The organism is Ignavibacteria bacterium (assembly GCA_017303675.1).
GTDB lineage: Bacteria > Bacteroidota > Ignavibacteria > Tepidaquicellales > OLB5 > OLB5.
The window spans coordinates 1-15,445 of sequence record JAFLBX010000002.1 but is presented as its reverse complement, the minus strand read 5'-3'; the positions used below and the strand labels follow the sequence as shown (position 1 = coordinate 15,445).

The following is a 15,445-nucleotide window of genomic DNA, read 5'->3' as shown; positions in this document are numbered from 1 at the left end:
GCCCTGCCTTTATAATAAATTCGATTTTATAATAATGCAGGATATTTCCAAGAGGAAACAACAGGCATCAATATTAAGGCTTTTCAGGAAGGTTCACAGGACAACAGGCGCGCTGCTTTTTATATTCTTTTTCTTAACTGCATTAACAGGTTTAACTTTAGGCTGGAAAAAGAACAGCGGAGGTTATATTCTGCCGGAATCTTACAAAGGGAGCTCAACTGACGTTAAGAACTGGATCAGCTTTGACAGTCTGCATACAATTGCGTGCAAAATTGCAAAAGATTCTATTTCGCCAGCACTTTCTACAGAGCTTGAAAGAATTGACGCACGACCTGATAAGGGAATGGTAAAATTTGTATTCATTGAAGGCTATTGGGGAATTCAGCTTGATGCGGCAACCGGAAAGCTGCTGCATATTGAGCGCAGGCGCTCTGATTTCATAGAAAATATTCATGACGGCTCATTATTGGATTATTTTTTTGAGACCAAAAATGAAATATTTAAGCTTATCTATACAACTATTATGGGTTTATCGTTGTTACTATTCACAATAACGGGATTCTGGCTTTGGTTCGGTCCCAAAAGGATGAGAAGAAAATCTCATGCAGTAATATCTAACTGATCTTGTTTTAGTATTTTTATAAAAATGCATAATGGCTAAATTTACAATAATGATTTGCAGAAGGGAAAATTTCATGAAAATATTATCATTTCCGCTCAACATAACAACAATAATTTTTGTGTTCTCATTCAGCCTTTTTTTTGCTGAAGAAAAAACAAGCTCTCAATGGACGAATTTCCAGATATTTCCTTCGGCATTTAACCAGATAGAGCCTACAATTTCAAGGCACCAGTCTAACCCCCAGATACTTTTTGCCAGCGCATATACAATCAACCTGAATTCAAGAAGTGAAGGCACGTATTTTTCAACCAACGGCGGTTTGAACTGGTTCGGAAGCGATGTTTGCTCCGGTATTCCTGTTCAAAATCACGGAGGTGACCCCGGTACTATAATAGATAAAAATGGTATTTATATATTGACACATTTAGGCAATATCCAATCCGGAATGTTTGCGAACACTTCAACAAATTTAGGCGCGAACTGGTCTGCCAATATAACAATACAATCAAATGTCGATGTTGATAAAGGCTCCCCGGGAACTGACGACGCGCCGGCAAGTCCCTTTTACGGCAGAAGCTATCTTGCGTGGACTTATTTTGTTTCACCTTTCAGGATAGTAATGTCATACACAACTAACAGCGGTTCAAACTGGTCATCAATAATAAATGTTAATAATGGTTTTAGTGGCAACCGTTCATACGGTCCCGCAATTGGTGTAAATTCCCAGGGCACATTATTCATAACATGGGCATCATCAATACCCAACTCCCCTTTCACAGAAGATTACATTGGAATATCACGCTCAACTAATGGTGGAGTGAGCTATACTGTAAATGAAAACGCAATAGATATCAATGGTATCAGGACTTCAACACTTTCACCGTGGACAATCAGAGCGAACAGCTTCCCGGTAATTGATATAGATAAATCAGGCGGCAGCCGCAACGGCTGGATATATATCGCAACAACAAGTAAAAATCTTGCGCCGGCCGGCAATGACCCTGATATTGTTATGTTCCGCTCAACAGATGACGGCAACTCATGGAGCAGCGGTGTACGCGTTAACCAGGACCCTATAAATAACGGGCGCAACCAGTTCTTTCCAGCAGTAAGAGTTGATGAGAACGGCGGGCTTAATATTATATATTATGACAGCAGAAATTCCGCGGACTCCGTGGATGTATATCTTTCAAGATCAGATAACGGCGGAAATACATGGACAGATTATAAAGTTACCACACAAAGATTCAGACCCAGCCCTGTTTCAGGCGCAGGCGGGGGAAATATGGGTGATAACCTGGGGCTTACATCGGGCAACGGCAAGCTTTATCCAGTGTGGATGAGCAATCAGCCGGATGCGGTGTTCAGGATATGGAGCGCGATAATTGATTATACTACAATTGGCGTAGAACAGATTGGCACCGAAGTACCGAAGAATTTCAGTTTAGAGCAGAACTATCCAAATCCGTTTAACCCCGAAACAAAGATATATTTTAATGTGCTGCGCGGAGGATTTACAACGCTTAAGATATATAATTCCGCTGGAGCATTGGTTAAAACACTGGCTGAGCAGGACCTGAAGCCGGGAAAATATTCCGCTAAGTGGAATGCGGCGAATGAACCAAGCGGAGTTTATTTTTATACTCTTGAGACTGCGGGATTTAAGGAAAGCAAGAAGATGATATTGGTGAAGTAGCAAAGAGTGAATTTCAGAAAGTTTCTAAAAACCTGCCAGGTCTTAAAGACCTTGCAGGTTTTCGCTTTTTGCAGCCGAGCCACTCTCAAAATCAGGCCTTAGGTTTTAAGGGCTCGTTTAGATTTTACTTTAACTTATACGAACCCTGCTCCAGCGGAGTCCCGTTGGAAAAGGGTTCGGTTACGGTTTCATTTATCATTAAAACCTGGCAGGTTTTTTATGACCTAAATCATTGTATTGCCTTATTTGCTGTATGATATTTGCAATGTAACTATTATTACCAATAGAATTTTATGCGATACCCGAGCCTTGATGAATATAATTCCGAAATTAATTTACCGGTATTTGTTTTGTTTGCCAAAATAGCTTAAATTGATTAATAATTTACAATTTTACGCTTGACTATAGTTTGATTTTATATTAATTTGAAATATATAATTATATATAAAACCCGAATCCTTTGAGTTTACTGTGAAAACGGGAAACAAGCCAAACTGATACAAACCGAATTATTAAAATATGCTTAAAAAAACTAAAAAATCAACAAAATTTATAAATGCTAAAGCATTTTACTTTGCTGTGATGTTAATTGTTATTGGGTGCAGCACAAGTTTTGGACAGAGTATAACATGGCAGAAAGCAATTATTGCACCAGGAATACAATATTTTCATTCAGTAATACAAACCCCGGATAACGGTTATATTGCAGTTGGCAGAGATCGAGAAAGTTTTATAAATGATTACATGTATATTGTTAGATTTAATGAGAATGGTGATACATTATGGTCAAGAAAATTAGACCGTGATGAAGCTACGAGCGTAATAAAAACAAATGATAATAATTATGCATTATCTGGAGTAAATGGAAGTTTTGTAAAATTTGATATAAATGGTAATATACTAATTATTGGTAATTTTTATGATGAAAACCTAAGAATAAATAAAATATTACAGGTAAATGACGGTAGCTATTTTATGTGCGGACAATATTTCCCAGGGAATTTTTATCCATATTTATCCAAATATAATTCAGATGGAACTAAAATTTGGGATTCAGTTTATTCAAGCTCATTTTATTTGGGAGGTTATGCTGATATGATTTTTTCAGATGGTTACTTAATTTTAACTGGTGATTATTTTCCTTCTGGTTCGCAACCAACAGAGATTTTCCTTGTTAAGTTAAATCTTACTGGTAACCAATTGTGGTTTACAAGTGTCCCAGGATTTTTTTATCCAAACGTTAGGAGTCTAACAGAAATTAAAAGTGGTAGTTTTTTTGTTGGAGGAAATTATAATGATCTTGATGCCTTTTTAGCAAAATTTTCAAATGATGGTTCATTTTTATGGCTTAAAGGATATGATACAACTTTTTCAAGTACAAATTATAGTATTGCACCAACTTTCGATGGTGGAGTATTAACTTGCGGTTTTAACGATTCAATTTCTAACCATCCAATTAGGGTAAGAAAAATTGACAGTAATGGGGTTGATATATGGAAAAAAATGTATGGATTCTTTGGCAATACAAATTCGGCTTGGAATATTAAGCAGACTACAGATAGTGGAGCAATTATTGTAGGTAGAACAGATATTCAACAGGATGATGGATATATATTAAAGCTTGATAAAAATGGTGAGTACAATCCGATTGGCATTAATATAATTTCAACGGAAATAACTTCAAAATTTAGTTTATATCAAAATTACCCAAATCCATTTAATGCAAAAACAACTATTACTTTCGAAATTCTAAACTCCTCAAATGTCCAATTAAGGATTTTTGATATCTTAGGTAATGAAATAAATACGTTGTTGAACACTACCTTAAATCCAGCAAAATATACTGTGAACTTTGATGGTAATAGTTATTCTTCTGGCATATATGTTTATCAACTTACTGTAAATTCTCTCACCAATAAATCAATTTTATATTCAAAATCAAATAAATTAATCTTATTAAAATAATGAAAACAATAACCAGTTTAGTTTTAATATGTATATTACATATACATTTATTATATTCTCAATATGATGACTCGACTGATGTTGAAGAATATGTAGAAATTTTCGTAAGTAATTTCTCAAGTGTTCCAATATATGCTCAATTTTTTCCGGTAAGTGCAGTATTTAATGGTAAAATTCTAGGTAATCATTATCCGAGATTGTCTTTTTTAGATCAACGAACTTCTGCAATACCAAGGAGATCTGGCGGACCTAATTTGAAATATCTAGTTGGATTGGACGGTTATGCTTTAAATAATAGAGGACCATATGAAGGCTATTATCAAATACCCGTAGGTGGAAATATGCTTTTGGATGAAAATTCCTCAGGTTCAAATAGTGCTGATGCTGAATTTGGATATGGTATTTGGAAATTAGCTTTGTACTACGTTGTTGATGAAGTGTTTTACCTTATTAATTCAAATCCAATAATTTTAGATTATAGAGATATGAATTATTCATATGGCGGTGCAAATTCCATGGCAGTAGATTTAGACATAAACATTTATAATACTACGGGTTTAAATGCAATTAAATACAGATGGTTTGGTGGCCCTGGTTACACTTGTGATGAAATTAGTTTATTTGATCCAAATTTACCAATACTTGAGCAAAATATTATCAAGTGTTATAAACAATATCATAAATATATAAATGGTAACTTGTTAGTGCCAGAAGTTACACCTAATATAGGAATACATGGCATTTCTAAAAGCGACGAACTACTTTATCCTATTGATGGGACAAATTCTTCGATCGTCCCATCTCCATATACTATTCCATACCAAGAAAATCCAGGTAAATTATACAGTCCTCTTTATATTAATTTTAATCATCATGCAAAGATAAAATGCGGGAAAATATTTTCAGTAGAAAACGGGTCCTACTTATTATTGTATAGCACTAATAATGGTTTTAATTATGCACAGTTTACTGTTGGTGATAATCCTACTTCAAACTGTAATGCAGTTTTTATTAACCAGACAGGAGGTTATATCTATCTTTTACGAAACACGCAATTTTTTGTTGAAAATGGATCGCAATTATATCTGGAGAAAAACAGCCATATTTCAATGAACAACTTTGGTGCTGCAGTAAGAATAAAAACAGGTAGCACTTATTGTAATAAAGGCGCATTTATAAGCGGTGGAAAAATAATTATAGACAGAGGTGTAACGTATTGCATACCAGACCCGCCCTCCAGGATAAGTAATTATTTACAGGATAGCGCAAATGTAATACTTGAAACAGGTGCAGAATTCGTTATCCCAGATAGCACGACCTATATTTTCGAAGGGAATGAAACTGCATTGATTTGTAATGACAGTTCCACAATCAAATTCGGAAAAGGATCGAAACTTATTTTTGAAGATGGCGCAAGAATTAATGCAAATGGCTGTAAGTTTACAAGTTATGATTCAACTGATACCTGGGACGGCATCTATCTTTCCGATGACGCAAACGATACATTAATAAACTGCGTTATACAGAATGCTTATAACGGAATAAATATTACTCAGCCAACATCAATCGGCTTAACGGAATATTCAACCGTAATAAATAACTGTACATTCAAAAACACTACAAGCACAAAATTACTTAACCAGGTTTATATCGATGGCGCTGATGATATTTTGATAAAAGACTGCTCAACTGAATCAGGTATCTCATCAGGATTTGCTTCATGTATAGTAATGCAATACTGCCCTTCAGGCAGCGTTGTAATTACTGATAATAGTTTCAGCAATTGCGATATCGGCATTACAGCAATACAATCCTCTCCATATATTGCCAGAAATACAATAACAGGCTTAACAGGTTCGGGTACTGGACTGTATCTGGATAACTCCAACGGCACAATTGAATACAATATTGTAAATAACTTCGAAAAATCAGTTGAATGCAGTTATTCTTCGCCATATTTACTGAAAAATACATTTAACAATGCATCAGATATGATAGTTCAGCTTTATTCGGCCTCTGTACCTGTTATGAGACCCGTAAATTCCGGCACAGTAACAAGATGGCTTGGCGGAAATAATATTTTAGCAGGTATGCCCGTTTCAGGCGCAATGGTATTGGAAAAAGAAAGTTACCCGATGATGGATTCAGGCTATAACTTAATAAGCGTAAACGGGTATAATTATATATCAGGCGAATTAGACGGTGATCTTGAAGCAACAATGAATTATTGGTTCGATAGTCCTCCTGTAACAGCATATTTTGATGTATCAGGCGGAGAAGTGATATATGACCCGTTATTCAATGGCACAAGTCTGCCAAATATGGATTATTTTGAGCTTAATTCTATAGGATTTGGAATGTATGACAGTGTATTTGTAATAGATAACGGTGATAATCCGTTTGCAGGTTCATTATTCATGCAGGCATATTCAAATGAAATGTCAGGTAATTATTCAACTGCAATTTCAAAGTACAAAGATGTAGTTTCAGAATATAAAACATCAACCTTCGCAACAGTTTCACTTGCGAGGATATTCAACTGCCTGGAAAAGAATAACGGCAGTGTAACAGATTACAATAATATCCAGAGCTATTATGCAAATATCAAAAGTGATACCAATAATACAAAGGAGTCCAGGGAAATATCCGAAGACTTTGTCATTAAGAGCAAGGTAAGGCAAGGTAATATCATGGAAGCGGTAAGCGACTATGACAATATTTACCAGAACAATCAGAATACACACAAAGGCACTCACGCCCTTTTAAACAAATTATGTTTGTTAAAGTATGGGTCTGGGGGTGATAATCCGAACAGTGGTTCAACTACAGAAAGCAAAATCAATGTATTATCGCTTATCAGTGGCAAAACGTTAAACCAGAACATCAGCAGCAATACAAAAAATACACCAAGGTCGTTTAAACTGCATCAGAATTACCCAAATCCGTTTAATCCAACAACAACTATACGTTATGAAATTCCCCTCTTGAGAGGGGTGTCCGAAGGACGGGGTGTGTTTATTACAATCAAGATATATGATCTTCTAGGCAGAGAGGTATTCAGTGTTAACGAATACAAACAAGCGGGGAGTTATGAAATGGAGTTTGACGGAAGTGATTTGGCGAGCGGGTTGTATATATATCAAATTAATTCAGGTGTTTTTTCAGATTCGAAGAAGATGGTTCTAATTAAATAGCGAGTTGAATTCCGATTTATCGGAATGGAAATTTCTTAAACCTGCCAGGTCTTAAAGACCTTGCAGGTTTTCGCTTTTTGCAGCCGAGCCACTCTCAAAGCCTGACCTTAGGTTTTTAGGGTCGTAAAGGATTTATCGTTTGATCGAGATCGAACCCTTAAGGGGTCGGCTACTGCAGGATAGTTAAACAATTAAACATTCCCTAACCGGAGTTTGTTTTACCCCTACGGGGGGAATGAGAGAGAGAGAGAGAGAGAGATCGGTGTTTAAGAATGAGGAGAAAGAGTTGGTTTATAAAATCCCCAATGCAGATTTACCTTGGGGTTCGATTTTGTAAAGATCGTGGAGAGATGTAATACTGAAGCTCTTAATCCCCCTTTTCAAGGGGGACTTTGTTCTGGTTATTTAACAATAACCATTTTTTTGGATTCGGTATAGTCTCCTGCTTTGAGCTTGTAGATGTACACACCTGAAGCAAGTCCGGGATTTACGAACCTGAAATGATTAGTACCAGCCGGACGGTAACCTTCTACAAATACTTTAACCCGCCTGCCGGTTATATCATATATAGTAATATTAACAAAATCACCTTTGGCAAGATAGTATGAAATGTTTGTAGATGGGTTAAATGGATTGGGGTAGTTCTGCCCCAATGATGAGCTTTGGGGAACAATACTATTGCCCGGGGTAATTCCGATAACGGCAGTGTTATATTTTAATATGGCTCCGTAGGAGCCGAAAGCAAATCCTAATGTAGGTGAAAGGAATTTAGCCGCGTAAACGGCAGTGGAATCCGGTGCGGGAATGCTTATCCATGGTACGTTCTGATTGCATGAATCAAGGTGCACTGCCCATGCCTGCGCAAACGAGAGCGGCATCCATACTTCCTTTTCTGTTCTGAAGGCGAGATCGCGTGCAACGCCGAAGAGTCCTGTATTCAAATATCGCCATGACGCAGTATTATTGTAGGTGGTTGTAGTAATTGCACCGAACTCAAAATCACCCCCGCATGCTACGATTTTATCTGCATTAATATGCTGAACGTCAAAAAGCGGCTCAGGAGTTAAACAGAAAGTGCTCCAGTTCACACCTGCATTTGTGGTACGCCATACAATACCCACAATATCATACTTGCCGCCGGCAAGGTACCCGGTATTTGCATTAATAAAATTTATCCGGTTCTTCGGGAAGCCGTATAGAAGAGGGCAGCCGGCTGTATCTATGACACATTCAGTCCAGTTACTTCCTCCATTTGTTGTCCGGTACACTTTCCCGCTGAAACCTGTGGCATAGCCGGAAAGTGAATCAGTGTAATAAATATTGGTAACAACGTAATTGGAATCAGGGAATCTGGATTGTGACCAGTTAAGCCCGCCGTTAGTGGTTGTAAGTACAATAGAGCCAATGAAAAGGTAATCGTTTGCAAGCGCCCAGCCAAGCCTTCGGTTGAGGAAAAAAATATCATCAATATTGTAATTTAAAACGCCGGAATTCTGAAGCTGCCATGTGCTGCCGCTGTTGGTTGTATGAACAATAGTGCCTGAATCGCCTGCCGCCCACCCGTAAACTGAATCAGGAAAGATACATTTGGTGAGAATTCTTTCGGTTGGTGAGTTAACATGAAGCCAGTAATCCTGCGCATTTGTGTTAACAGCAGAAAAAAACAGGGTAAATATAAATAATATTATGACAGGAATTATTTTCATTAAGATAAAGACAGGATTTTTATTTGACGAGAAGCATTTTAACTGATTTTTCAGTTTTCCCTGCAGTTATTCTGCAGAAATAAATTCCGCTGGGAAATTTTGAAGCATTCCATGTAATACTGTGGTATCCTGCAGGCTGAAAATAATCCATGAGAACTTCAATTGACTCACCAAGAATATTGAATACTTCAGCTTTTACAACTGTTGAATAATTTAATGTATAATTTATTCTCGTTTCGGGATTAAATGGATTGGGGTAATTCTGCTCAACAGTAAAAGATTCAGGAATATATTGATTATTATTACCTGATATTCCGATTATGGCAGTATTGTATTTATATATCCTTCCTGAATCAGCAATTGACCACCCCATTGTTGGGGAAACAAAAAATGTATAGTTTATTCCCCCGCTGCCCGGATAAGACACTTCACGCCAGTTAACTGCATTAAAACCTGAATCAGTATTAACAGCAAAAATATCTATATAGTCAAGGGGAACCCAGAATTCATTCGGGGTTCTCATACCGAGAGATTGTCCCCTTCCCAAAAGCTGTGTTACGGGATCGTATTTCCATTCAACCCCGCCATTGGTAGAGTATACATTGCTCAGGCCATACTCAAAATCTCCCCCTGTTGCGAAAATGATATTCTGATTTATAGCCTTTATTTCATAAAGCGGTTCAGAAGCGACACAATAAGTTTTCCAGTTTAGCCCACCATCGGTTGTACGCCAGGTCATGCCCTGTATATCAATTTGACCGCCGCATGCAAAGCCGGTAAGATCATTTATGAAATAAATATCATTTTTTGGAAACAGATAAAGTGTGGGGCAATATGCAGTATCAATAAAAGTATTGAACCAGTTGATACCGCCGTTGGTTGATTTAAGTATGTAGCCGCTGTAACCGGTAAGGTAACCTGTTGTTAAATTCCTGAAATAGATCTGGTTGAACACAACTGTGGTATCTTCGAATCTGGAAAAATTCCAGTTCGTTCCTCCGTTGGTAGTTCTAAGTATAATTGTGCCATCATAAAAAAATCCATTGGCAATAACCCACCCTGTATTCTGGTTGATGAAAAAAATATCATCAATTGTTTCAGTTGTTCCAGAATTCTGCAAAAACCAGTTATTGCCTGAATTTGTGGTTCTGAGTATTGTACCTGAATCACCCGCCAGCCAGCCGTTAAGTGTATCGGTGAAAAATCCTTTTTTGAGCTTCTGGTTTGTCGGCGAGCTTACCGGCAGCCAGTATTGCTGTGCGAATACTGATATACTGCCAAAAATCAATAATATTAGTATGTATTTTTTCATTCCGGTTAAATAAAATATAACATAATTAAAAAATTAAGGTTAGGCAATAATAGTTTCCGAATAAATTGATAATTTACTAAGTCATAGCACATGCTCTTTTGATGGGTATACTGTTTGACCCCCTCTCTACGAAATAAAGACTTGATCAATGATTCTTCGAATCTTTGATTCGTAGAAAGAGTCGTAAACCTGCTCCCTTTTGGTATGGGCGAGGGTGATTTGGTGTTTCGGGCAAACAGTAAAGGTTGACCTCACCCCCTGCCCCTCTCCTGAGAGGAGAGGGGAGAATTTTTGAAAGATCATAGTATCTGAACCTGCAGTTGATTTTTCTTTGTTTTCATTGCAATAGAATATGGTTATTAGTAATTTTGAAATAATTCAAGTTAAATAATTGTTTTCCACCTCCATCCAAAAATGCTAGATATCAAATATATCAGGGAAGAATTTCCGATAACAAAAAAATGTTTCCAGGTTTACGGAAGCACAGAGCCGAAAAATCTGATCTATCTTGATCACGGCGCATCAACTCACCCCTGCAGTACAGTATTAAATAAATATATCGATTTCATAAAGAACTACTACTCAAATGTTCACCGCGGCAAACATTATTTAAGCATGATAGCCACGGAGCTGTTCGAAAGAGTTTATGATACAATATTCAGATTTATAAATGCCAGCAAACCTGATAACGCGATAGTGCTTACTGCCAATACAACAAGCGCGCTTGATATGACTGCATGGCTGATGAAGGACCATGAAGGAATAACGCTGGTTTCGCTGATGGAGCATCACAGCAATGACCTGCCGCACAGGCACAGGGGCGAGACACTGCACTTCGGTGTAAATAAAGACGGCTCACTAGACCTGAATGACCTTGAGACAAAATTAAAAAACAATAAAGTTAAACTTGTAGCTGTAACGGGAGCATCTAACGTTACGGGATATATAAACGATATACATAAAATTGCGGAGCTTGCGCATAAACACGGAGCGCGGATACTTGTAGACGCGGCGCAGCTTCTTGCACACAGGAAGATAGACGTAAAACCGAATGACGATCCGCAGCATATAGATTTTCTTGCGGCGGCGGGACATAAAGCATACGCGCCGTTCGGGTCAGCGTTTTTATTCGGTCCGCGTGATGTGCTTGACAGGGTTCAGCCATACACACCGGGCGGCGGAACTGTGCTGTTTGTCAGCGAGCATGATTACATTTACGCAAGCTCACCTGACAGGCATCAGGGCGGGACTCCCAACATAGCCGGCGCGATAGCGCTTGCGGAATCGCTTAACTTTTTAACTGCTGCAGGACTTGATAACGTAAGGCAGCATGAAGTTGAACTTACGGAGTATGCGCTGAAAAGATTAAAGGAAGTGCCGGAGATAAATATTTTAGGTGATATTCCCGCAAATAAAAGACTTGGGGTGATTACATTTAATATAGGCGAGCTTAGTAACGGGCTTGTAGCTGATATTTTGAACCACGAAGCGGCAATTGCAACCAGGAACGGTAGGTTCTGCGCGCACCCCTATCTTAGCTTTTTGCTGGGGAGAGATGATTCCGAACAAATTATAGCACGGCTGCGCAGCGGTGAGAAGTTTGATATTGGCGGAGCGGTGAGGATATCGTTTGGCATTTTTAACACGGAAAGTGAAGTTGATGATGTGGTTGAAAATCTGAAGATGATAGCTAACCGGAAATGGAAAGCAAAGTATGATGATGATTCCGCTTACTTTGACTGCAAGGGCGTGCAGCTGAGCGCATCGTAGTGTGTTTTTATTAGATAGGTAAACAGGCTTTTTTATGACTCAAATCATTGTTCTGCCTTAATAGCTGCATTATATTTGTAATGAAACTATAATTACCTATAGAAATTTATTAGATACCCGAGCCTTGATGAATATAATCCCGAAATTAATTTACCGGTGTTTGTTTTGTTTGGTATATACAGCTTAAATTGATTAATAATTTACAATTTTACGCTTGAATATAGCTTGATTTTATATTAATTTGAAATATATAATTATACTATAAAACCCGAATCCTGCACGTTTACCGTTAAAACGGGAAACAGACCAAACTGATACAAACCGATTAAAATTTTAAGAAAAATGAGAAGAAAACCTGAAAAACTTATAGAATTTCTAAATGCTAACGCATTTTATGTTGCTTTGGTGTTATATTTTTTTAGCCAGATTACGTTTGGACAAGAAGTAGTTTGGCAAAAGACAGAATTATACTCTAATTGGACAACAGGAAATTCCATTAAGCAAACGAGTGATGGAAATTACGTTATTGCAGGAAGAAGAGGCGGAAGCGGTTACTTGGGCTTCGTGGCAAAATTAAACAACTTGGGTGATACTTTATGGGTTAGATACTTACCAGCAACTATTGGAATGACATCAGTAATTGAAACTTCATCCGGTGATTTTGTTGCAGTGGGAGACAACCGATTGGTTGTTAAATTGAGTCCATTGGGAAGCATTATCTGGATGAAGAACATTCCTGAAACTGGATATAGTCTGTATTTCTATCACTTGATAGAAACTGTTGATATGAAAATTGTGGCAGTTGGTAAATGCGAAACGGGTAGTCCTACTATAAGGTCAGGCTACATGGTAAAAATTGATACTAATGGCAATAAATTGTGGTCGAAAATAATTAGGCCAGGAAATACGCAAAGCACCCTTCAAAATGTCAAACAATTGCACGATGGTGGATATATTCTTTCAGGCGGAATAACAATAATCAATAACGTACAACAACTTTTGATTAGAACAAATATTAATGGAGATACTTTATGGACGAAGAACTATGGTAGTTCATTTAATGAATCTGGAAATATTGTATTTCAGACATCAAATTATGATTACTTAATTATTGGAACGATTTGGTATAATAATCAGCATATCAAGTTGTATTACACAAAAACAGACAGTTCGGGAACTTTGGAATGGTCAAGAATTTATGGAGATACAAATACATATTTTAATTTGCGATCTTCGGACTGTGCTGTTAAGGTTGATTATAATAATACGTATGTCATTACAGGAGTTAAATCCACTGAAGCATTTTTATTGGCAATAGACCCTTATGGCAATAAAATATGGGAGAAAACCTATCCGATGGATACACTTGAAATTTCCGGATCATCCGTCGACTTATGTAATGACAGTTCTTATGTTGTCTGCGGAGATGCTTTTAATTTCCCCCCGCTTGATCTGGATGCGCAATTTCTTTATGTTTTAAAAACTACTAAAGCAGATCCAATAGGAATATATTATAATGAAATTGAAACCCCTGTAAAGTACAGACTACATCAAAATTTTCCCAATCCCTTTAATCCTAAAACTATTATTAAATATGAAGTACCTAAATCGACATACATTACTATTAAAATCTTTGATTCTTTAGGAAAGGAGGTAGGGATATTAGTCGACAGGCAACATCAAGCTGGTATATACAGTGTATTGCTTAACGCTTCAAATTATGCTTCTGGTATCTATTTTGTACAGTTTACAGATAACAAAACATTTTCTAAATCAAACAAAATTGTTTTAATAAAATAAACAGGAGAATTCCTTGAATGAAAACTTTAATATATGCTGTTTTATTTTTAGTGACAAATGTAAGTACTTTATTCGCTCAGCAAACGCCTAGAGCAGAGATTTTCATTATGAATAGAGATGTTACAAAAGATATCTTTGTAAAGGTCATTCCCGTTGGGTTTGTTTTTAACATGAAACCATTAGAAGCTGTAGAAGATTATGATAATTTATCAGGTTTTGTGAGGGACTATAGGTATTCTGCTGAAGCTGATTACGATATTACAAATCTTGTAGACAATCATATTTTTGCCGGTAATAAGCGTCTATTGAAGAGTAATAACGGTAGTGAGAACGATCGTTTACGAGGTTTCTTTTTATCTTGGGATGTTTCAAGTCATGACCTATGTGATAGTTTATTTGGAATTGGCAAGTATAGAATTGAGTGTTGGGATGTAGACCCTGATTCTGATCAACTGATAGAACTTATAGACTATATTAATATGGATTACAGTGATTGGGATTTACCTAATTACCAACACAATGATGTATGGATAAGGTTTAACTCGGATCATAATATTACTTTTCAGTTTATTAATGGTAATGTGATAAGTATCGCTCATTCGGATGTTAATCGAAATCTAAAAATATATCAATAGGTCGGCACTGTCAATCCTTTAACTTATTCTTTTTCAAAAACTCCCAACAAAGGTAATTTTAAAACTACCAACGAAAGAAATAATTTGTACTTAAACTTTCCAATAAATGCTACAGATTTTGGTTTCCCTCAGCACAATGATTATAAAAGTCTGTTTTTGAATTTAAGTGTCGCATCAGGTCATAATGCGTTCATTAAGCAAAATGAAACGATGTACATAGAAAACGGAGCAAAGTTTATAGTTTCTGATAATGCTGTACTTACATTCCAGCCGAACAGCACTTTGTTCATTAAAAATGGTGGAAAATTTTGTAACTATGGTAAAGTTAATGGGAATGTAAACATTATTTATGAACGACGTGGTGTAGCGAATTCCTGTTCACCTGCAAACTCACCATTTTTTGGAGGAAATGTTACAATCGAAGACAGCGCAATCGTTGAATTTCCTGACAGTACGACAATAGTTTTTGATAGTACTGCGGTCTTTACAATGATGCCGCATTCAGAACTTAGAATGGGAAAACATTCAAAAATAATTTTTCAGAACGGTTCAAGAATAAATTGTAATAATGCTAAGATTACCTCACTTGACTCGACTGAAACCTGGGATGGCATTTATCTATCTGATGACGCAAATGATACATTAATTAACTGCGTAATACAGAATGCTTATAACGGAGTAAATATAACTCAGCCAACTTCAATCGGCTTAACGGAATATTCAACCGTAATAAATAACTGTACTT

At 36.9% G+C, this 15,445-nt stretch carries 10 protein-coding genes; 8 read left to right on the top strand and 2 right to left on the bottom strand.

Going from position 1 to position 15,445, the window contains the following annotated elements; genetic code table 11:
• The first annotated feature begins 28 nt into the window (after positions 1-28).
• From J0M37_09270 to J0M37_09255, 4 genes are all read left to right on the top strand, one after another.
• Positions 29-622, top strand: a complete 594-nt coding sequence (locus tag J0M37_09270; GenBank protein ID MBN8585274.1) for a PepSY domain-containing protein — start codon at positions 29-31, stop codon at positions 620-622.
• Between the two features lie 73 nt (positions 623-695).
• The gene (locus J0M37_09265; GenBank protein ID MBN8585273.1) at positions 696-2,318 is read left to right on the top strand and encodes a T9SS type A sorting domain-containing protein; all 1,623 of its coding nucleotides are present in this window, start codon (positions 696-698) and stop codon (positions 2,316-2,318) included.
• 519 nt (positions 2,319-2,837) lie between these two features.
• Positions 2,838-4,283 carry a T9SS type A sorting domain-containing protein gene (locus tag J0M37_09260; protein MBN8585272.1) on the top strand — a complete coding sequence of 482 codons (1,446 nt, stop codon included), beginning with the start codon at positions 2,838-2,840 and terminating at the stop codon, positions 4,281-4,283.
• A 254-nt stretch (positions 4,284-4,537) separates the two neighbouring features.
• Positions 4,538-7,477 carry a T9SS type A sorting domain-containing protein gene (locus tag J0M37_09255; GenBank protein ID MBN8585271.1) on the top strand — a complete coding sequence of 980 codons (2,940 nt, stop codon included), beginning with the start codon at positions 4,538-4,540 and terminating at the stop codon, positions 7,475-7,477.
• 401 nt (positions 7,478-7,878) lie between these two features.
• Here the strand turns inward: J0M37_09255 and J0M37_09250 are convergent, their stop codons facing one another.
• Entirely contained in the window at positions 7,879-9,183 is a 1,305-nt protein-coding gene (locus J0M37_09250; protein ID MBN8585270.1) for a T9SS type A sorting domain-containing protein, read from the bottom strand.
• Between the two features lie 19 nt (positions 9,184-9,202).
• Complete coding sequence (locus J0M37_09245) at positions 9,203-10,495, bottom strand: T9SS type A sorting domain-containing protein (GenBank protein ID MBN8585269.1); 1,293 nt, start codon at positions 10,493-10,495, stop codon at positions 9,203-9,205.
• Between the two features lie 414 nt (positions 10,496-10,909).
• Here J0M37_09245 and J0M37_09240 point away from each other — a divergent pair, with 414 nt between their 5' ends.
• The 4 genes from J0M37_09240 to J0M37_09225 all read left to right on the top strand — a co-directional run.
• Positions 10,910-12,265 (top strand): aminotransferase class V-fold PLP-dependent enzyme, encoded by a 1,356-nt coding sequence (locus tag J0M37_09240; protein MBN8585268.1) that lies wholly within the window; start codon positions 10,910-10,912, stop codon positions 12,263-12,265.
• A 342-nt stretch (positions 12,266-12,607) separates the two neighbouring features.
• A complete protein-coding gene (locus J0M37_09235) occupies positions 12,608-14,065 on the top strand; it encodes a T9SS type A sorting domain-containing protein (protein MBN8585267.1) in 1,458 nt (485 codons plus the stop codon).
• A 17-nt stretch (positions 14,066-14,082) separates the two neighbouring features.
• Positions 14,083-14,700, top strand: a complete 618-nt coding sequence (locus J0M37_09230) for a hypothetical protein (protein MBN8585266.1) — start codon at positions 14,083-14,085, stop codon at positions 14,698-14,700.
• An 84-nt stretch (positions 14,701-14,784) separates the two neighbouring features.
• On the top strand, positions 14,785-15,445 hold a 661-nt coding region (locus tag J0M37_09225), incomplete at its 3' end, for a hypothetical protein (protein MBN8585265.1).

Excerpts from the sequence above, each read along its gene's own strand:
- J0M37_09265 (MBN8585273.1), top strand. The coding sequence starts at position 696 with ATGAAAATATTATCATTTCCGCTCAACATAACAACAATAATTTTTGTG.
- J0M37_09260 (MBN8585272.1), top strand. The coding sequence starts at position 2,838 with ATGCTTAAAAAAACTAAAAAATCAACAAAATTTATAAATGCTAAAGCA.
- J0M37_09250 (MBN8585270.1), bottom strand. The coding sequence starts at position 9,183 with ATGAAAATAATTCCTGTCATAATATTATTTATATTTACCCTGTTTTTT.
- J0M37_09245 (MBN8585269.1), bottom strand. The coding sequence starts at position 10,495 with ATGAAAAAATACATACTAATATTATTGATTTTTGGCAGTATATCAGTA.
- J0M37_09240 (MBN8585268.1), top strand. The coding sequence starts at position 10,910 with ATGCTAGATATCAAATATATCAGGGAAGAATTTCCGATAACAAAAAAA.
- J0M37_09235 (MBN8585267.1), top strand. The coding sequence starts at position 12,608 with ATGAGAAGAAAACCTGAAAAACTTATAGAATTTCTAAATGCTAACGCA.
- J0M37_09230 (MBN8585266.1), top strand. The coding sequence starts at position 14,083 with ATGAAAACTTTAATATATGCTGTTTTATTTTTAGTGACAAATGTAAGT.